Source organism: Candidatus Thiodiazotropha endoloripes (genome assembly GCF_001708965.1).
GTDB lineage: Bacteria > Pseudomonadota > Gammaproteobacteria > Chromatiales > Chromatiaceae > Thiodiazotropha > Thiodiazotropha endoloripes.
In genome coordinates this window covers 1143944-1163567 of record NZ_LVJW01000006.1, presented here as the reverse complement: position 1 = coordinate 1163567, position 19624 = coordinate 1143944, and the positions used below count along the sequence as shown (strand labels likewise).

The following is a 19624-nucleotide window of genomic DNA, read 5'->3' as shown; positions in this document are numbered from 1 at the left end:
TCGGCTTTACGATAGCAAACTCAGCTTCGTTGATGGGTGAGGATAACTCAGAACTGATAGTACGTTGAGCCTTGAGGTCTTAATTTGACGATTTATGACGATTCTGCACCCTTTATGCAGGAGCGGCCCATCGATAATCTGAAGCACTACCGATGGGCAGACATATTGAGTCGCCGAGCTATTTGATCAGCTTAGGTCACTGATTAGTGAGTTTTTAACAGCTGAGTCCAAGCCGTCAATCGTGTAGTTGTACTCTGCATGATCGATTCCGGCGGATAGCTTGGCGCCGTTTTTCAGGCTCTCGATCATCGCGGCGGTCAATTCGAAACGGATGAAGTGGACAGCTGAAGTTTTATCTTCCGTTGTGCGTTCAAGATCCTCATTGGCAATCGGGCGGATCTTTTCATGGCCTTCAACCGCAAACCAGATAGCGTTTTCGATACCAATCAGTTTTGCCAGCGCCTGTTTACGCTCTTCCACATCGTCATACTCCATCATGAATGTGGCCTTCCAGTTGGTGCCGTCGGGGATCAGAGGATTGTAGACATCCAGTTCATCCTGGATGCCATCGTGTTCAAATATACGCTCGATGCGCAACATCTCCTGAATCTGATACTGCATCGTCAGCTCATCCTCGAAATAGAGCGCGGCGTGAGGTCCGATCGGTAATCTACGGCTTTTTTTGTGGTCTATGACGCGGGTCCTGAACTCCTGGCGAATACGGGAATACTCTTCAAGGCTGTAGAGGTCTTCATGGGAAAGCTGGGTCATGAGGCGCTCCTGAAATCAATCTTGTGCAAAGGTATTTTCCTTAAACGGGTATCATCGCTAAGCAGATCTAGCGGCTTGCGAAAGCCTTCATTTGCCATGTGTTGTTCTCCGTTTTATTCGTTCTATAGACCATAGGCCTGACGCATCAGGCTGATCGGATGTTGTGGTTCTCTGCCATCTTTAAGGCCATTTTCGATATGGTGTCCCGCCATCGGGCAGTCACTGCCATAACAGTCGGCTTCCGCCTGTTTTACCCGGTTGACTACCGGCTTGCCGATCTTCATGGCGTGTTTGTGAAACTCGCTTTTAACGGCATAGGTGCCATCATGGCCGGAACAGCGTTCGATGGCTGTGACCTGGGTATCAGGGATCAGGCTAAGCACCTCTTTTGTCTTGGCTCCCACATTCTGCACCCGCTGGTGGCAGGCGGCATGGTAGGCCACCTTGCCGAGGCCCTGTTTGAAGTCAGTTTTCAATAGCTGCGATTTGTGTCTGATCATCAGATACTCGAAGATGTCGAAAACCGCATCGGCGACTTTTTTGACCGCAGGATCATCGGGAAACAGCAGCGGCAGCTCCTGTTTGAACATCAGTGCACAGGAAGGTACCGGTGCGACGATATCCCAACCCTGATCCACCAGTTTGGCCAGTACCGGAATATTCGCATCCTTGGCGGCCTCTACCGCGTCCAGATTGCCCAATTCGAGCTTGGGCATGCCGCAACACTGCTCTTTTTCCGCCAGGGTTACCGGAATGTCGTTGTGTTCGAATACCGCCACCAGGTCCTCACCCACGTGGGGTTCGTTGTAGTTGCCGTAACAGGTACCGAACAGGGCGACTTTGCCTTTGGTGGTTCCCGCCGGGGTGCCCTGAGCATCGATGGCAACTTTTCCGGCCAGGCGTTTACGTAGTGGCTTGCTGTGAAATTCTGGGAGTTTCGCTTCGGGGTGGACGCCCAGTGCGTGATCCAGGATTTCACGGAAATTCTTGGCTTTGTTGAATTGGTTGACCACGCCGGAGACAACCGGAATGCCGGCCAGTTTGCCCAGGTTGTCGGTGCTGGTGAGTAGTCGGTCGCGCAGTTTGACGTCGCCCTTTTTGTACTTCACCGCTTTCGCTCGCAGCATTAGGTGGGGAAAGTCGATGTTCCATTCGTGAGGCGGCACATAGGGACATTTGGTCATGTAACAGAGGTCACACAGGTAGCAGTGATCCACCACCTGCCAGTAATCCTCTTTGGCAACACCATCCACCTCCATGGTTTCCGATTCATCCACCAGATCGAACAGGCTGGGAAAGCTTTGACATAGGCTGACGCAGCGTCGACATCCATGGCACAGATCGAAGACCCGTTCCAGCTCCTCCATTAGGCTCTGTTCGTTATAGTATTCGGGATTTTTCCAGTCGATGGGATGCCGGGTCGGGGCTTCCAGATTACCTTCTCGTTGACCGGTCGGTGCTGCCATGGGTATCTACTCCTGCTTTGAGGCTGGGCGGCCCCATGCGAGGCCGCCGAATCGGGCGTTGCCCGTGCCTGATCTGGTGCTTAGTCCAGCTCGTCCAGAGCTTTCTGGTAACGGTTGGCATGAGAACGCTCGGCCTTGGCCAGAGTCTCGAACCAGTCTGCGACTTCATCGAAACCCTCATCACGGGCAGTTTTGGCCATGCCTGGATACATGTCAGTGTATTCGTGGGTTTCACCTGCGACTGCGGCCTTCAGGTTATCGCCAGTAGGGCCGATGGGCAGACCGGTTGCAGGATCGCCACACTGCTCCAGATACTCAAGATGACCATGGGCATGGCCGGTTTCACCTTCAGCGGTGGAACGAAACAGGGCTGCTACATCGTTGTAACCCTCTACATCGGCTTTTGCAGCGAAGTAGAGGTAGCGACGATTGGCTTGGGATTCTCCGGCAAAAGCGTCTTTCAGGTTTTGCTCTGTATTACTACCTTTGAGTTCCATATCTGGTTCTCCGAAATGATGGTTATTGTGGAATTGCACGTTGAGCCCTGCAGGCTCTTCGCTGATGCTTAGAATAGTTCTAAAAATAATTGGAAGCGAATGGTCTTTTCAATGGCAATGATAGTTTTTGCCTAATACGAAATTGTTTTGAGATGGAACGCGCTTACTGGATTCTGGCCTATGGGTCAGCGCAGAATATAACCCTATGTAAAACATGTTAATAATATGCGGCTGTAGAATTATCAGCCGTTTGAATTTATACTCAGCGGATGAATTTGAACGAACAACAACAGCCTCCGCAAAAGCGAAACATCACGCAAATGATGATCGCTCATGGGGTCAATCTGACCAAACAGCGGCGTATCATTGCGGATGTCTTGTTCGAGCGTAACCAGCATGTCACTGCGGATCAGCTCTTCGATCTGGTCAAGCAGACTGGCAGCCGGGTATCAAAAGCGACGGTCTACAACACCCTGGGACTGTTCGCCCGGAAGGGATTGGTGAGGGAGATCTTTATCGATGCCTCGCGTACCTTCTACGATTCAAACAACAGCCATCACCACCACTTCTACAATGTGGATACCGGTGACCTGATCGATATCAAAGATCGTTTGGCACCCCACTTCATCGCACAGGATCTGCCGGAAGGCACATCCATGGATGTTGTCGATCTGGTGGTGCGGGTTAAAAACATCAAGCCCTGAGCGATTAGCCCCTTTCCAGCCTCTTTTGACAGATCAGTGAATTGCGCTTTTCACTGAGTTGGAAACATTGACCTATGTCAATGCTTTAAATTTAGACTAATTCTAATATTCACCTCCACCTTGTGTGGTTTTTGTGGTTGGCCGGAGTCGGTCTCAACTAAACAGTCCATACAAGTCGAAAATAATTAAAGCGAATGTGTTCCCAAATGGCCTGCAGCTGCCCGAGTTGAGCAGCAGGCGGATTAAGTCAGTTATTCCATGAGGATGGTTCCAGTCTTCGAGAAACTTACAGGTAAAGGACATGAACTTTAAAATTTCTCTGATCGCAACAGTGCTGCTAGGTATTTCAGGCCAGGCTATGGCAGCGGAAGAACCCATCAAACCGATTAAACCTGTTCAGAGCATTAATCTGGGGCAGGTTGAGTTGGGTAAGAAACTCTATTTTGACCCTCGTCTCTCCAAATCCGGCTTTATTTCGTGTAATTCATGCCACAACCTGAGCATGGGGGGCACCGATAACCTTAAAACCTCGATCGGTCATAATTGGCAGCAGGGTCCGATCAACGCGCCTACCGTCCTGAACTCCAGCCTGAATGTGGCTCAGTTCTGGGATGGCCGGGCTGCAGACCTGAAAGCACAAGCCGGTGGTCCGATCGCCAATCCGGGCGAGATGGCCGCAAGCCATACCCTGGCGGTTGAAGTGCTGGAATCGATCCCCGAATACGTGATGGAGTTCAAGAAGGTATTTGGTGTGGATAAAATCACCATCGATGAGGTGACCCAGGCGATTGCCGAGTTTGAGAAGACCCTGGTGACCCCCAACTCGGATTTTGACAAGTGGTTGCTGGGTGACAAGGCTGCCCTGAGTGGTGAGGAGCTGAAAGGCTACAAGCTGTTCAAGGAGAGCGGCTGTACCGCCTGCCATAACGGTGAAGCGGTCGGTGGCAACTCTTTTCAGAAGATGGGTCTGGTCGAGGCCTATAAGACCGATAGCAAGGCGGAAGGTCTGAGTGCGGTGACCGGCAAGGATGCGGACCGCTTCAAATTCAAAGTACCCACTTTGAGAAATGTGGAGATGACCTACCCCTACTTCCATGATGGTGAAGCCCAAACCCTGACCGAAGCCGTCGATGTGATGGGCAGGCTGCAACTGGGGCGCAAGTTCACAGATGAGGAGAACGGGCAGATCGTGGCCTTTCTCAAGACCCTGACCGGGGATCAGCCATCCTTCATGATGCCGATTCTGCCACCTTCAACAGACAATACTCCGGCACCGAAGCCTTTTGATTAAAGGACCGTCGCCGGCAGGTTCAAACTGAACCTGCAGCTACACGCCATGCACCCTTCCGGGTGCGTGGTTCATTCCGGGGTGATCAATCCTGCAGAGCGGCAAAGTGGGCCGCACCCATCAGGGCCGTCTTATCATTCAGGATGACCCTTACCGGCATTGCCGTGACGATGTGCTGCATACGGCCTTTGGCGAGAAAAGCCTGCATGAACTGACCCTCATTCAATAGCGGCATTATCTGAGGTGCAATACCGCCACCCAGATAGACGCCCCCGGTAGCCATGATCTTCAAGGCATGATTACTCGCCTCACGACCATAGAGTTCGATGAACAGCGCCATGGTTTCTGCTGCGATTGGATCTGTTTTATCGATGGCGGCCCGGGATACCGCTGGTGCCACACCGATCTGGTTGATCTGCTGTTGCAGCCAATCCGGTGTTGTGGCCGATCGATATTGACGTAGAAAGGCGTAGATGCTCTCTATTCCGGGTCCGGAGACAAGGCGCTCCCAGCTGACATGACCATACTGCTCCGCAAGGCTTTCATAGAGTGCATACTCCAGTGAGGAGTTGGCACTGAAATCCGCGTGCCCGCCTTCCGAGGGGAAGGGTTGGTATTGATTGCCATCCCAATAGAGCCCGGCTTCTCCAAGGCCGGTGCCGGCAGAGATGATCGAGCGATTGCCGGAGGCATTCACGGCCCCGGCATTGAGGCTGTAGATATCGGACTCATGGAGGGTGTCGATACCCCAGGCATTGGCCTCCAGGTCATTCAGCAACCAGACCTGATCAAAACCGAACTGCTGTTTCACCGACTGGGCGGAGACCAGCCAGGGCAGGTTGGTCGTTTCGCAGACCTGATCGATGACCGGTCCGGCCAGTCCGAAACAGGCACGCTCGATCTGTTTGAGGTTGTGCTGATCGAGAAACTGTTTGAGAATCGATTCGATGGTCGGATGGGCCGGGCTCGGATAGCTGGCTTCGATGATCGCTTGCTCTGGCCTGGCGCCTGTGGTGTCGAACAGCGCCAGTCGTGTATTGGTTCCACCGATATCGCCTGCCAATATCTGCATCTATAACCTCACTGGAAAATAAGCTACTTAGGTGCGTATCATACCCGGATGGATGTCTCACCCATACTCGATCCTCTCAATGATGCACAGCGGGAAGCGGTAACTGCCCCGGTAGGCAGTCTGTTGGTGCTGGCTGGCGCCGGCAGCGGCAAAACCCGGGTGCTGGTCCACCGGATTGCCTGGCTGCTGAGCGTAGAACAGGTCACCCCCTGGTCGATCATGGCGGTCACCTTTACCAACAAGGCAGCCAAGGAGATGCGTAATCGTATCGAAGAGCTGCTTGGTCAACCCATCGGCGGTATGTGGGTCGGCACATTTCACGGTCTTGCCCATCGACTGCTGCGCGGTCACTGGAAGGAGGCGGGCTTGCCGCAGAATTTCCAGATCCTCGACTCGGATGATCAGTTTCGGCTGATCAAGCGTCTGCTGAAGAGTCTCGATCTGGATGAGGCGCGCTGGCCGCCGCGGCAGGTGCAGTGGTTTATCAACGGGAAAAAGGATGAAGGGCTGCGTGCCCAGCATCTGGATGATGGCGGGGATCCCTATCAGCGACAGATGATACGTATCTACAGTGAGTATCAGTCCGCCTGCGAGCGGGGAGGCCAGGTCGATTTTGCTGAACTGCTGCTGCGTGCCCATGAGCTGATGCGGGATCGGGCGGATCTGCTGCAACACTATCAGAACCGATTCCAGCATCTGCTGGTGGATGAGTTTCAGGACACCAACACCATCCAGTATGCCTGGTTGAGGTTGCTCGCCGGCAAGCAGAGCCATCTGTTCATCGTCGGCGATGACGATCAGTCGATCTATGGCTGGCGTGGCGCCCGGGTGGAGAATATCCAGAGTTTCCAGAACCACTACAAGTCGGCGAAACTGGTGCGCCTGGAGCAGAACTACCGTTCCACCGGCAATATCCTGAATGCAGCCAATGCACTGATCAACAACAATCCTTCGCGGCTCGGCAAGCAGCTCTGGACAGAGGATTGCGAAGGTGAGCCGATCAATCTCTACGGCGCCTTCAACGAGATCGATGAGGCCCGATTCGTGGTGGAGCGAATCCGTCAGTACATCGAAGAGGGCCACGCCCGTAGCGAGGTGGCGATTCTCTATCGGACCACGGCCCAGTCGCGGCTGTTTGAAGAGGCGTTGATCCAGTCCGGGGTACCCTATCGGGTCTATGGTGGATTGCGGTTTTTCGAACGGGCGGAGATCAAAGACGCCCTGGCCTATCTGCGCCTGCTGAGTAACTTCCATGACGACAGCGGCTTCGAGCGGGCCGTGAATATGCCACCGCGAGGCATCGGTGCAAAAACCATGGAGGCGTTGCGCAGTCATGCCAGGATGTTCGATTGTTCTCTCTGGCAGGCCGCCCGTGAGCTGGTACAGGGTGGCGCTATGGCGAAGCGGGCCGCGACTGCCCTGCAGAAGTTTATCGATCTGTTGGAGGAGTTGAAGTTCGAAACCAGAGATCTGACCCTCGCCGAGAAGGTGGATCAGGTGTTGAACGCCAGTGGTCTGCCGGACCACTTTGCCAAGAGCCGTGACGGCAAAGGGATTGATCGTAAGGAGAACCTGGAAGAGCTGGTCAATGCCACCCGTCAGTTTGAATGGGCTGAGGATGATGAGCTGGAGGAGTTGGACGCTTTTCTCTCCCACGCCGCACTGGAAGCAGGTGAGGCGCAGGGGGATCCCTATGAGGATTGTGTGCAACTGATGACCCTCCACTCCGCCAAGGGGTTGGAGTTTCCACTGGTTTTTCTCGTTGGCATGGAAGAGGGGCTGTTTCCGCACAGCATGTCGGCGGATGATCCCACTCGCCTCGAAGAGGAGCGCCGACTCTGTTATGTGGGCATCACCCGGGCGATGAAGGTGCTCTATCTGAGTCATGCGGAGAGTCGACGGCTGCATGGCAGTGACAGTTATCCCCTGCCCTCCAGATTCATCCGCGAGATCCCCGCTGAACTGATGCGGGAGGTACGGGCCGGGCCGGCAAGCAGTCAGCCGATCTATGGTGACTCGCCCTATCTTGAAACCACCCAGCAGTGCGGGTTTAATCTGGGACAGCGGGTATGCCATGCTAAATTTGGTGAAGGCGTGGTGCTGAACGCAGAGGGACAAGGGCAGAGTGCCCGGGTACAGGTCAACTTTGAAGAGGTTGGCACCAAGTGGCTGGTAGTGGCCTACGCCAACCTTTCACCCTGCTAGGCCCAAACAAGTACCAGATCGAATAGCAATAACAGACAGACCGGAGGGTTACATGAAACGTCGTGAATTTATAACAAAGGTTGGTGCCGGCGCACTGGCGACCGGTGTTGGCCTCTCCACAGCCAGCGTTGCCGAGGCGAAAGCCAAGATCAAATGGAAGATGGTGACCACCTGGCCGAAGAACTTTCCCGGTCTGGGAACCGGTGCCAACAAGCTGGCCGAGGTCATCAATGAGATGAGTGGCGGGCGGATGCATGTCAAAGTCTATGGCGCCAAAGAGCTGGTGCCCGCCTTCGAGGTGTTTGATGCCGTTTCCAGTGGAACCGCTGAGATGGGTCATGGTGCGGCCTACTACTGGAAAGGCAAGAGTGAGACAGCGCAGTTCTTTTCCACCGTGCCATTCGGTCTGACCGCCCAGGAGATGAACGGCTGGCTCTATTTCGGCGGTGGACTGGAGATGTGGCGGGAGCTCTACAAGCCGTTTGGCATGATCCCGGCGCCGGGTGGCAATACCGGCATGCAGATGGGAGGCTGGTTCAATAAAGAGATCAACAGCGTTGCTGATCTGAAGGGCTTGAAGATGCGTATTCCGGGATTGGGCGGAGAGGTGCTCAAACGGGCCGGAGGGACACCGGTCAACCTGCCGGGTGGTGAACTCTTCACCTCGCTGCAGTCCGGTGCGATCGATGCCACGGAGTGGGTGAACCCCTATAACGACCTGGCGTTCGGCCTCTTCAAGGCGGCCAAGTACTACTACTTTCCGGGATTCCATGAACCGGGCACCACCCTTGAGGCAATCATCAATGAGAAGGCGTTCAATGCCTTGCCCAAGGATCTGCAGGCGATCGTGTTGAATGCCTGTAAGGTGGCCAACCAGGAGATGCTGGCCGAGTACACGGCGCGCAATCCTGCCGCGCTGAAGACCCTGGTTGAGAAACACAAGGTCGATATCCGTATCTACCCGGATGACGTCTTGGCCACCCTGCGCAAGTTCTCCAGTGAAGTGGTCGAGGAGCTGGCCGCCAAGGACGCGTTCGCCAAGAAGGTCTACGACTCCTATATGAACTTTCTCAAGGGTTCAAGAGAGTGGGGGTCGATATCCGATTTCGCCTATCTGAAGGCCAGAGACAAAGGCTGATCCGGTGCACAGCCTTGTGCTCGATCACTAGCCGCGAATGAATGCAATTCACCGCAAAATAACGCAAATGCTTATAAGTTCAGTGGGGCAAGGGAAGTCTCAATCGATTTATGGCAATTTGCGGTGATTAGCGTTCATCGCGGCAAATACGAAATCCCAATGACGACCAGTCAGCAGCGTCGGTAAGCGGAAAGTGATCTCCCCTCCCCTGTCACTCTATATCCACATCCCCTGGTGTGTGCGCAAATGTCCCTACTGCGATTTCAACTCCCATGGGATCAAGCAGGATATTCCCGAGCCGGCCTATGTGGATGCCTTGCTGCACGACCTGAGCATCGACAGTGAAGAGATCGAGGGCAGGCAACTCTCATCAATTTTCATCGGTGGGGGTACGCCGAGTCTGTTTTCCTCCGCAGCGATTGCCAGGTTACTGCTGGGGATTGAGCAGCGGTTTGCCTTTGCCAACTCGATCGAGATCACCCTGGAAGCCAATCCGGGCGCCGTGGAAGCCGGCTCCTTTGCCGGTTATCGGCAGGCCGGGGTCAACCGTCTCTCGTTGGGCTTTCAGAGTCTGCAAGCTTCGATGTTGCGGGCGCTGGGCAGAATCCACTCCCCTCAGGAGGCGAAAGAGGCTTTTGCAGAGGCGAGAAAGGCGGGTTTTGACAATATCAATATCGACCTGATGTTCGGCCTGCCTGAGCAGACCCCGGCGATGGCGGAAGTGGATCTGGCTGCGGCGATTGAACTCGGCAGTGAACATCTCTCCTACTATCAACTGACCCTGGAACCCAATACCCCTTTTCATCATGCACCACCGGCCGTGCCGGATGATGAGCAGTTATGGCTGATGCAGCAACAGGGTATGGAACAGCTTGCCGATGCCGGTTTCAACCACTACGAAGTATCCGCCTATGCACGTCAGGGACGTGAGTGCAGGCACAATATGAACTACTGGCGGTTTGGGGACTATCTGGGTATCGGTGCCGGAGCTCACGCCAAGTTGAGCCTGGCTGACGGTAGGGTGAAGCGCTTCTGGAAGCAGCGTCATCCGGATGCCTATCTTATCGCGGACAGAGCCTCTGACTTCATCCAGGGTGAGCGGCAGCTTACTAATCAGGATCTGGTAGTGGAGTTCATGATGAATGCACTGCGTCTGCTTCAAGGGGTGGAGCTGAATCTGTTTGAGAGCCGCACTGGAGTCGGCTTGCAGCAGATCGAAACGCCATTGCGGCAGGCTGTGGAGCGGGGCTTGATGCAACCCGTTGAGCAGCGGCTATGCCCCTCCTCATTGGGGCAGAGATTCCTGAATGACCTGATCTCACTTTTTTCGAGTTAAAAGGACTTCTTAACAATAATTTGACCAAAGTACGCTAACATATTAAATTTATAGGCCTATCCCATGAAGTCGGGATAGGTGGCAACACCAGGAGTCAGTAGATACCTCTCGTCTAATCTGGATACGCGAGCTGTTTTGCAGGGAGCAGTGTGGAACCCTTGCATTGATAGGTTCCAGTGAATGGTCGATTGCTGTCTATGTCAGTCAGGGCAATCACCAGATTCCAGCCAATGGTATTGGGAGGAGCTTGAGCGCCTGTGCGCTGCGGCTGAATAATGCAACTGATTCTCAAAGTTGTTGTTTCATTTTCAGCACTTCTGGCTGTCACGCTGCTGATGCCTGATGCCCAGCAGCTTCACGCCAATACGTCGCTGGACGGGAATACCACGGCACTTCAATCCACAGCCCAGATCAAATCTGGCACGATATCACCTAAGGTAAATTATCTTCCTGAATCACTGAGTGGTGTGCAGGCTGGTGTTCTGCTAATCGGTGGTGTAGTGGTGATCGGGCTACTGTTAATGATCCGCTTGATCAAAAGCCGTTGGGAATCATCTATCCAAAGGTACGAAGAGATCGCCCGCTCTTTGTCGGAAGGTAACTATCTGGCCGTCACCCGACTGCCGGTTGAGGGCAGGCTGGCCCCGATCAGCCGGGTATTGCGACAGTTGGTCAGTGAGAACTTTCTCTATCAGCAGACCATCAATCAACAGAAACGGGTCTACTCCGCCCTCTCTGAGACCAGTAAGATGGTATTGAGAAATCCACCGCCACTGGTGATGTTCGAGCATGCCTGTGAGATTGCGGTGAACTTTGGCGGCTTTACTGCCGCCTGGGTTGGTGAGGTGGATATCGAGGCAAAGCTGCTGCATCCGGTTGCCTGTGCCGGTATCCCCAAAGAGCGGTTGAAGGTCTGTAAATTCGATCTCGACCTGACCGATCCCGAGGGTGACAGCCCCTTGGCTACGGCAGTCTACGGGAAATGCGCATCTGTGATTGACCGGATCGATCCGGATGTGGGGAAGACCACCTGGCATCGTTTGGCACAGTCCAGTGGCGGTCAGTCGGTTGCGGTGTTTCCGATTGTGGTGAATCATGATGTGATTGCCGCCTTCACCCTCTATGCAGACGGTCCGGAATATTTTACTCAGACCATCCACGATCTGCTTGATGAGATGGTCAGCAACTTTGCCTTCGCGATTGAAAACCATGAGCGCAGTCAGGCCCATCAACTGGCACATAACTCCCTGGAAGAGTCTTCGAAACAGCTCACTGAGGCTAACAAACAACTTTCGATGCTGTTGGAATCGACCGGTGAAGGCATCTTTGGGGTGGATGAAAATGACAACTGTACCTTCATCAACAAGGCCGGGGCAGAGATGCTCGGCTATACCCAACAGGAGCTGATCAACAAACCGATCCATAAACAGGTGAGGATGTTCGATGAGTCGGGTCTGTCATTCAACAGCCGGGTGGTTGAGCAGGGCGACCCTGTGAGGGTCAGGGATGAGTCCTTTCAACGGCAGAATGAAACCCTGTTTCCGGTTGAATACTCAACCTATCCGATCATGGAGCATCGGCAGTTCAAAGGTTCGGTAACCGTGTTTCGTGATGTTACATCCAGCCGTTCGATGATGCGTGAGATGCGCTTTCTGGCCACCCATGATTCGCTCACCCATCTGCTCAACCGACATGCCTTTGATCAGCGCTTACGGCAGGCCTTTTCCGATTCGAAGGAACACAATGCGCAACATGTCCTGCTCTATATGGATCTTGATCAGTTCAAGCTGGTGAATGATACCTGTGGTCATGTGGCGGGAGACATGATGCTGCGTCAACTCTCCCATCGCCTGCAACGGACCATCGGGGAGAATGATGTCTTAGCACGTCTGGGCGGTGATGAGTTTGGTTTACTGATGGAGAACAGTAACCTGCAACAGGCGACTCAGATGGCAAATCTGATCAGCAGCACGGTAAAGGCGTTCAGATTCTCATGGGAGGGTCGTAGTTTCACCACCGGTGTGAGTATCGGTATCGTTGCCATCGGTCCCAAGACCGAGAGTCCGCACAATGCGCTCAGCGCGGCAGATGCAGCCTGCTATGTGGCCAAGGACATGGGACGTAATCGAATTCATGTTTACCAGCCCTATGATGAAGAGATCAATCGCCAGCAGGGTGAAATGCACTTGGTAACCAAGATCGAAAGTGCCATCGATCAACGACGCTTCTCACTTCTGCAACAACCGATTATGTCGTTGAACAGCAGCGCCATCGGTGATGAACATATTGAACTGTTGGTGCGGATGCAGGATGAAGAGGGAACTATGATCATGCCCGGCACTTTCATACCTGCGGCTGAGCGCTACAACATCATGCACAGTGTCGACCGTTGGGTGATCGGAGAGGCATTCAGATGGTTGTCAGAGAACCGAGAGCGTCTTGAGGAGTTGAGTCTTTGCGCGATCAATCTGTCAGGACAATCCCTGGGTGAATCCACACTGCATGAATACATCCTCGAGCAGTTGCGTCACTACGGCCTGCCGGCGGAAAAGATCTCGTTTGAAATCACCGAGACGGCGGTGGTCAGTCGTCTCGATCAGGCAACCCGCTTCATCAGTCTGTTGAAACGCCGTGGATTCCGTTTTGCACTGGACGATTTTGGTACCGGGATGTCCTCCTTCGCCTATCTGAAACATCTACCGGTCGACTATCTGAAGATCGACGGTAGTTTTGTCCGCAACATGATGAATGATCCAGTGGATCGTGCGATGGTTGAATCGATCAACCATATCGGGCATCTGATGGGGCTGAAGACTATTGCCGAATATGTGGAGGATGACCAGACTCTCGAGCAGTTGATCGATATCGGTGTGGACTATGCACAGGGATATGGTGTGGTTCAGCCGATGCCGTTGAGCGATAGCGGTAGCGACAGCGACAGACAAAACATCTCACCGGGAACCATCCATTGATGCCTGGCTGGCCCGTTGGCTGCTCAATTCATGCGGCACTGATCCAGAAAAGTTTCCAATCCCACCTCTTCCGCATAGGCCTTCAGGACTTTGGGGCGAGGGCCCTTCTCCTTTACCTCGAAGACTGTTTCCGGCTGGTTCGGCAGTTTGCCGTATCGACCTGCGGGTATTTTTATCGTGATGGTCGGCTTGCTGGTTCTACGGAGTTTTTTGGGGTTACGGGTTTTGCTGGATTTTCCCGCCTGAGCCGCTGACTTTGTGCTGTTTTTGGCCTCTAGTTTCCCGACGATGCGGCTGACCCTTTTGATATGGTGAGTTAAGTAGGACTCGAAACTGATGCCGCTCTCTTTGAGCAGGGATGAAATTTTTGCGCTGACCTCTCTGAGTGCTTTCTGTTGCTGCTCAGCTTTCTGTTGTTCCTTTTCTAGGCGGGTGATTTCAGCCTTCAGGCTGTCGATCTGCTTTTGTATATTCGGCATGTTCCTGTGCTCTAATCCATATAAATCTACTATTAATACGACATACTGAGTCGCCGGGTTAATAAATTCTAAATAGCTTCAGGGTATTTAGGCAAATATCAACCATCTTTGTATGAGTAGAGTCTATGAGTGACAACCCCTACCAGCCGATCGCCTGTGGTCTCCATGAATCCTATCAGTATGCCGTTATGAGCCGTACCCGGCTCGATCTCACCTGGCGGGATGATGCGGGGCAGATTCACCAGGCCAGGGTTCTGCCAATCGATGTGGTGACCCGGAATAAGGCGGAGTATCTGATCGTTCGTGATCCATCAGGAGAGGCGTTGACGGTGCGACTGGATCGGATCCTGGGGGTAATCAATCTGACTACGGGGAAAAACCTGGAATGATCAATGGTCAAAATGTTGGCATTTATGGGGCATGTTTTATAACTCATTGAAATAAATCGTGATTGCAACTGAAGTCTGGCTGCAAGAGAGGCTATTTTGGGAATTACCATCTGAGACACTGTTCAGGGAGTATGTTAGTTTTAATAGTGAAGACGCCAGAGTAAAGTCCTATGTGTCACACTGATCTAGATTTCGACCATTTGCTCAAATTGGCCGAGAGGGACCCGGTGAAATTCGAAGCACTGCGTCAGAAAACAATTGATACTTACATTGCAACCCTGCCCGACGAACGCCAGACGCAGATGCGTCGACTACAGTGGCGTATCGACCAGGAGCGGAGAAACCGCTCCCCCATCAGTGCCTGTATGCGAATATCAGGTTTGATGTGGGAAAACATGCTCGGACCCAAGGGCATGTTGGGTTATCTGCACAGCATCAGATCAGATCCCGGACTGGGGCATAACGGGGCCAGCCGCTGTGAAATCGTGGAGTTTCCCTTAGGCTCCAGCTGAATTTAAACGGAATTATGCGGTATTAGTGGCGCGGGTACTTGCCTTCTGGGCCGTCTTGGCCTATTATTTCGCGCCTTGTCTGCCAGTTTGGGCAGAATCATTGCTAATTTCTCACGAGTGAGTCAGTCATGAAACCGGATACTCATCCTCAATACGAGGAAATCAAAGTCGTATGCAGTTGCGGCAACGAAATTGTCACCCGATCCACATTGGGCCAGGATGAGATGCACATCGAGGTATGCTCCTCTTGTCATCCTTTCTATACCGGCAAGCAGAAGATGGTGGATACCGCTGGCCGAGTGGACAAGTTCCGCAAAAAGTACAGCCGCTAAGCCATTGGGCAACTGCTGCGTCGTTGCGACGCGACAGTCGATGGCCATGCAGACCAATGAAAAGGCTCCGCAGTGCGGGGCCTTTTTGTTTGCTCTGCTGTTCTACGTACTGGTGCTGCCGCTCAGTCTGCAGGCATCCGGCTGTTTGCCGTGCAACGCCGACCTGCAGCCTGTTGAGCGGGTGATCGATGGCGATACCCTGCTGATGAGATCCGGTGACAAGCTGCGCCTGATCGGTATCAATACCCCGGAGCTGGGCCATTGGGGAAAACCGGGAGAGCCGGGTGGCCAGGCTGCGAAAGCCCTGCTGCAACGGCTTGTCAGGCAGAGTGACGGACGCCTGGCGCTCTGTCCAGGGGTTGAGAAGCAGGACCGATACGGCCGGCATCTGGTACATCTATCCAACCACAATCGACAAAGCATCGCAGCTCAACTATTGCGCCAGGGTGCGGGCTGGGCGATCGCCGTACCACCCAACCTGTTCAACAACCGGTGCTATTTTGCAGCAGAATTCCAGGCCAGGCGGGAGCAGCTTGGGATTTGGAAAAACTCTCCGGCCTCAGCCAGAAGTCTCAAGGGTGATGAAACGGGGTTTCACCATCTCCGAGGACGAATTATCCGTGTTGGGGAGAGTCGAAGTGCCGTCTGGATGAATCTCGAGGGCGGTTTGGCACTGCGCATTACCTGGAAGGATTGGAAGAGCTTCCAGATCGATGACCCACACGCGCTGGTTGGTCGAAATGTGGAAGCCAGAGGCTGGCTCTACAAACGCAAGGACGAACAGCGCCTGAGGATTCGGCATCCAAGCTCGTTACACCTGCTGGATTAGTATCAGACAGGAGACAAGCCCGCCCTCACCTTGATTTGACCCTTTCATGATCCTGCCCAGCATGTACACTACGCTAAATCAATCGAATAGCAGGAGCATTCATGACCAAGCATATCGGTATTCTGACCTCTGGCGGCGATAGTCCGGGATTGAACGCGGCAATCCGCGGTGTGGGTAAGGCAGCTCTGGGTGCGTACGATATGGAGGTGATCGGAATCCGGGACGGTTTCCGTGGTCTGGTGGAGAATCGCACCATGCAGCTCGATCGGGGTGAATTGTCCGGGATTCTGACCCGGGGTGGTACCATCCTCGGTACCAGCCGGGAAAAACCCCACCGGATGCATTTCAACGGCAAGCGTCAGGATATGACCGATGTGATCGTTGAAAACTATCAGGCCCACCATCTGGATGCTCTGGTCTGTATCGGCGGTGGTGGTACCCAGAAGAATGCCCTGCAGTTGGTGGAAAAGGGATTGAATGTCATCACCCTGCCAAAGACCATCGACAACGATGTGGCCCACACCGATACCACCTTCGGATTCGATACGGCGCTTGGCATCGCCACCGATGCCATCGATCGACTGCACAGCACCGCTCACAGCCACCACCGAATCATTGTGGTGGAGATCATGGGACATCGGGCCGGCTGGCTGGCGCTCGGATCAGGGGTGGCCGGCGGTGCGGATGTAATTCTGCTGCCGGAGATTCCCTATGACATCGAAAGTGTTGCCGAGGCGATCAGAGGTCGTGCCGCCGGCGGTAAGCCGTTCAGTATCGTCGCTGTGGCAGAGGGCGCACTTCCACGGGGGGTGGCCGAAGAGGTTCAGGATCTGAGGGAGAGAAAGCAAAAGGCCACAGACAAGAAACTGCGCAAACAGCTGAAGTCGGAGTTGAGCGAGATGGAATCTCGATATTCCAACCATACCGTAACCCTCTCCCGCGAGTTGGAGGAGCTGACCGGTCTGGAGTCACGAGTGACCATACTCGGCTATCTGCAACGGGGTGGAACACCCTCCGCCGCCGACCGGTTGCTGGCAACCCGCCTGGGTACTGCCTGTGTCGATCTGATTGCGGAGGAGCGGTTTGGGGTGATGGTTGCATCCCGAGGTGATCAGGCGGTTCCGGTGCCCCTGGTTGATGTGGCTGGATATAAAAAGCTGGTGCCCCCGGACCACCCCTGGGTGATCAGTGCCAAACGGGTGGGTACCACGTTTGGTGATGAGTAGTCACAACAGACACTCGCTGAATATCAGTCGCCTTTTATATAGAAAACCCGCATAAAACCGGTTATAAAGTCAGCGATTTCGCTGATTGATCTGCTGTTTTCTCTTGCCGGCTTGGCTCTCAGATTACACAGAGACGACGCTCCTTCATCTGCCAGATCTCCGGATCGTAGCCTCTGTCTCTGTTTTATGCAGTCCTCTAAAACGGCATGAAGTTGCGCATTCCGTTCATCACCGGGCTGACGGTCTGAGACATGTTGCCCACGTCGTGGGTCATCACGCCCACATTACGGTTCAGATGCCCCATGTTGTTATTCATGCCTTTGACCTGACTGGTCATGGATGACATGTTGCCGTTCAGTTCGGTGATGTTTTTGTTCATGTTGTTGACGCCACTGGACATACTGGAAGTGTCCTGGCCGATGGCGGCGATATGACCCTGAATCTGATGCATATCCGCTGACATGCTGGTCATCGAGCTCTCCATCACATGGACCACATAGAAGAGATAGATCAGTGCAGCGATGGCAATCACCGTACCGGGCAGCGAGAAGAGTTTGATTCGCTGGATCTTGTAAGTCTGCTCTTTTTCGATCGCTTCAAGTCGTTCCTGCAACAGCTTTTCGCGCTCCTCAGCTTCCGCGTGAGTCTGCTGGAATGCGGTGGTCAGGCGATCACTGAACTCCTCGATGATCTTTTCATGATGATCTTCACGAATCTGGTTGTCTTTATGGATCTTGTCGAAAACCGACTGCAGGCCCTGCATCAAGCCGGGTAAGACCCGGTTTTCGTTTGCTGGTTTGGTGCTCTTGTCCTGATTCGCGGCCTTGCTCTGCTGAGTTGTGGCGGCCTTTTTTGCCGTACTCTTCTTTTTAGTAGCGGGGGCGGTTTTGGCTTTCGGCGTCGCTGCCTTTTTCTTCGTCGTGTTGGTTGCCATGGGTCTACTGCTCATTTTGGTATCTGGAGGGGGAGGGTAGTTAAGTTTATAATAAAAAGCTTATTCACTTATATGATTTTGATCACGCTTCTGAACATTGTAGAGTTCAGCCGCCCCAGGTAAGGATCGTCACTTGAGAGGGAGTATGTGCTTGCACTTCCATTAGGGTTCTTCAGCGAGCAGTCGGTTCAGTGTGTCGACCACTTCCTGGCTGTCCCAGTTGATGGCCCGGTTGGCTGAATAGCGTATCCGGCCTTGCCGGTCGATGATGAAAGAGCTGGGGAAACTGAACACCTGCCAGTTGAGAGATGTCTGTCCGTCCAGATCCATCAGCACCGGGAAGTCGACCGGAATGCGCTGTAGAAAATCGGCCATCTCTTCCGGTGTTTCACGAAAATCGATGGAGATGATCTCTATCTCCCGGTCTTTGAAGATCGCTTGCAGACGATTCAGGGAGGGAATCTCCTCAACGCAGGGTGGACACCAGGTAGCCCAGAAATTGATCAATCCCACCCGACCTTGCAGTACGCTGCTGTCGTGTCGGTTTCCTTGAATATCCGCCAGATTGAAACTGGGTGCAGCTGGGTGTTTATCGAGTTGTACCAGTGAGCGGATGACTTGTTTCTCTGTACCTGTCGTGTGTAACGGCAGTGGCGCAGCTGGTTTGGGATGGTGATCCATCAACGCAGCGAACTGTTTGATCTGTTGAGGGATACGTTGTGTCGCCTCGATATCCATCTGACTCGGCTTGTGCTCCTCGTCATCCATGATGAACCAGTCCCTAACCTCCGGTACCAGATAGAGATAGCTTGGAGAGCCGGATTGCCAGAGTGCGGACAGCACCTCATTCATGCGTAAACGATGGCTGCCCAGTGATGGCTGATAGATCATCAGGGGTGTGTTGGTGGCGTACAGGATCGGATCGACAGTCGGCGCCTCACCGGCAATCGGTGCTGGGCCGAACAGATTAGGGTAGAAGAGCACTGCTCCGGCCAAACGGGATTGGTCCGCCTCGGACTGCCACTGGTGCACGCCCCGCAATAGGGGCAGAGGCATTCGATCATAGGAAGCCAGCACGATCCGCTTGTTACTCTGTTGATGGGCGGCACGGAGTATTGCCGCCACGCCGTTGCCGTTCAGGGTGCGGATCTGTTCACTGGAGCGGGGTAGAAAATAGGCTTCCAGCAGGTCGATGCGCCATACTTCGATACCGGCCTTGGCAATGTTGCTCAGCAAACGCTCAAACAGGGGGCGATGTTCGTCGTGATCGACCAGCCAGATCATCAGCAGTTCCCCGTCTGCCGGAGTGACCTGGATCGTAATATCGTTGCCCTCAGAGTCCGTCAGGTTGATTTCATTCCCGTAGGCGTTATAACTGAATAGCGTGAGTAGAAGTAAAAGCAGTCTCATGTCGCGGATGGTACCGGTTTTGTAGCGATCAGTGCCACCCTGACGTTGGCTAATCACAGGCCTT

Annotated in this window: 18 protein-coding genes; 11 read left to right on the top strand and 7 right to left on the bottom strand. The window is 53.7% G+C overall.

Annotated features, from left to right (window positions below):
• Nucleotides 1-186: 186 nt before the first annotated feature.
• The 3 genes from A3193_RS15915 to A3193_RS15905 all read right to left on the bottom strand — a co-directional run bounded on the left by A3193_RS15915 (nt 187) and on the right by A3193_RS15905 (nt 2734).
• Nucleotides 187-771, bottom strand: coding sequence for a DUF3501 family protein (locus A3193_RS15915; protein ID WP_069003251.1), 585 nt, complete (start codon nt 769-771; stop codon nt 187-189).
• A gap of 122 nt (nt 772-893) precedes the next feature.
• Nucleotides 894-2237 carry a heterodisulfide reductase-related iron-sulfur binding cluster gene (locus A3193_RS15910; RefSeq protein ID WP_069015274.1) on the bottom strand — a complete coding sequence of 448 codons (1344 nt, stop codon included), beginning with the start codon at nt 2235-2237 and terminating at the stop codon, nt 894-896.
• An 80-nt stretch (nt 2238-2317) separates the two neighbouring features.
• Nucleotides 2318-2734, bottom strand: a complete 417-nt coding sequence (locus tag A3193_RS15905; protein WP_069003253.1) for a rubrerythrin family protein — start codon at nt 2732-2734, stop codon at nt 2318-2320.
• A 275-nt stretch (nt 2735-3009) separates the two neighbouring features.
• Here A3193_RS15905 and A3193_RS15900 point away from each other — a divergent pair, with 275 nt between their 5' ends.
• Together A3193_RS15900 and A3193_RS15895 are read left to right on the top strand one after the other, a co-directional pair.
• Nucleotides 3010-3438, top strand: a complete 429-nt coding sequence (locus A3193_RS15900) for a Fur family transcriptional regulator (protein WP_235615016.1) — start codon at nt 3010-3012, stop codon at nt 3436-3438.
• Nucleotides 3439-3739: 301 nt separating this feature from the next.
• Complete coding sequence (locus tag A3193_RS15895; protein WP_069015272.1) at nt 3740-4729, top strand: cytochrome-c peroxidase; 990 nt, start codon at nt 3740-3742, stop codon at nt 4727-4729.
• 82 nt (nt 4730-4811) lie between these two features.
• Here the strand turns inward: A3193_RS15895 and A3193_RS15890 are convergent, their stop codons facing one another.
• Nucleotides 4812-5798, bottom strand: a complete 987-nt coding sequence (locus tag A3193_RS15890; protein ID WP_069015271.1) for a glucokinase — start codon at nt 5796-5798, stop codon at nt 4812-4814.
• 48 nt (nt 5799-5846) lie between these two features.
• On the opposite strand from A3193_RS15890, the gene uvrD reads away from it, so the two are divergent.
• From uvrD to A3193_RS15870, 4 genes are all read left to right on the top strand, one after another.
• Nucleotides 5847-8003, top strand: a complete 2157-nt coding sequence (gene uvrD, locus A3193_RS15885; RefSeq protein ID WP_069015270.1) for a DNA helicase II — start codon at nt 5847-5849, stop codon at nt 8001-8003.
• Between the two features lie 52 nt (nt 8004-8055).
• The gene (locus A3193_RS15880; RefSeq protein ID WP_069003258.1) at nt 8056-9141 is read left to right on the top strand and encodes a TRAP transporter substrate-binding protein; all 1086 of its coding nucleotides are present in this window, start codon (nt 8056-8058) and stop codon (nt 9139-9141) included.
• Nucleotides 9142-9334: 193 nt separating this feature from the next.
• Nucleotides 9335-10477 (top strand): radical SAM family heme chaperone HemW, encoded by a 1143-nt coding sequence (hemW, locus tag A3193_RS15875; protein ID WP_069015269.1) that lies wholly within the window; start codon nt 9335-9337, stop codon nt 10475-10477.
• Nucleotides 10478-10752: 275 nt separating this feature from the next.
• Nucleotides 10753-13449: an EAL domain-containing protein gene (locus A3193_RS15870; protein WP_069015268.1), complete on the top strand. Its 2697-nt coding sequence runs from the start codon at nt 10753-10755 to the stop codon at nt 13447-13449.
• A 23-nt stretch (nt 13450-13472) separates the two neighbouring features.
• Here A3193_RS15870 and A3193_RS15865 read toward each other — a convergent pair whose 3' ends face one another.
• Nucleotides 13473-13928, bottom strand: a complete 456-nt coding sequence (locus A3193_RS15865) for a hypothetical protein (RefSeq protein WP_069015267.1) — start codon at nt 13926-13928, stop codon at nt 13473-13475.
• Nucleotides 13929-14053: 125 nt separating this feature from the next.
• Here A3193_RS15865 and A3193_RS15860 point away from each other — a divergent pair, with 125 nt between their 5' ends.
• From A3193_RS15860 to A3193_RS15840, 5 genes are all read left to right on the top strand, one after another.
• Entirely contained in the window at nt 14054-14317 is a 264-nt protein-coding gene (locus A3193_RS15860; RefSeq protein ID WP_069003262.1) for a WYL domain-containing protein, read from the top strand.
• A gap of 170 nt (nt 14318-14487) precedes the next feature.
• Complete coding sequence (locus A3193_RS15855) at nt 14488-14829, top strand: DUF3135 domain-containing protein (RefSeq protein ID WP_069003263.1); 342 nt, start codon at nt 14488-14490, stop codon at nt 14827-14829.
• A 128-nt stretch (nt 14830-14957) separates the two neighbouring features.
• Entirely contained in the window at nt 14958-15161 is a 204-nt protein-coding gene (gene rpmE / locus A3193_RS15850) for a 50S ribosomal protein L31 (RefSeq protein ID WP_068994784.1), read from the top strand.
• 40 nt (nt 15162-15201) lie between these two features.
• Nucleotides 15202-15990, top strand: a complete 789-nt coding sequence (locus tag A3193_RS15845) for a thermonuclease family protein (protein ID WP_162272452.1) — start codon at nt 15202-15204, stop codon at nt 15988-15990.
• A gap of 101 nt (nt 15991-16091) precedes the next feature.
• Nucleotides 16092-17216, top strand: a complete 1125-nt coding sequence (locus A3193_RS15840; protein ID WP_069003264.1) for a 6-phosphofructokinase — start codon at nt 16092-16094, stop codon at nt 17214-17216.
• 196 nt (nt 17217-17412) lie between these two features.
• On the opposite strand, the gene A3193_RS15835 is transcribed toward A3193_RS15840, so the two are convergent.
• Entirely contained in the window at nt 17413-18165 is a 753-nt protein-coding gene (locus A3193_RS15835) for a hypothetical protein (protein ID WP_139116880.1), read from the bottom strand.
• Nucleotides 18166-18312: 147 nt separating this feature from the next.
• Nucleotides 18313-19617: a TlpA family protein disulfide reductase gene (locus A3193_RS15830; protein WP_083218151.1), complete on the bottom strand. Its 1305-nt coding sequence runs from the start codon at nt 19615-19617 to the stop codon at nt 18313-18315.
• Nucleotides 19618-19624 lie beyond the last annotated feature (7 nt).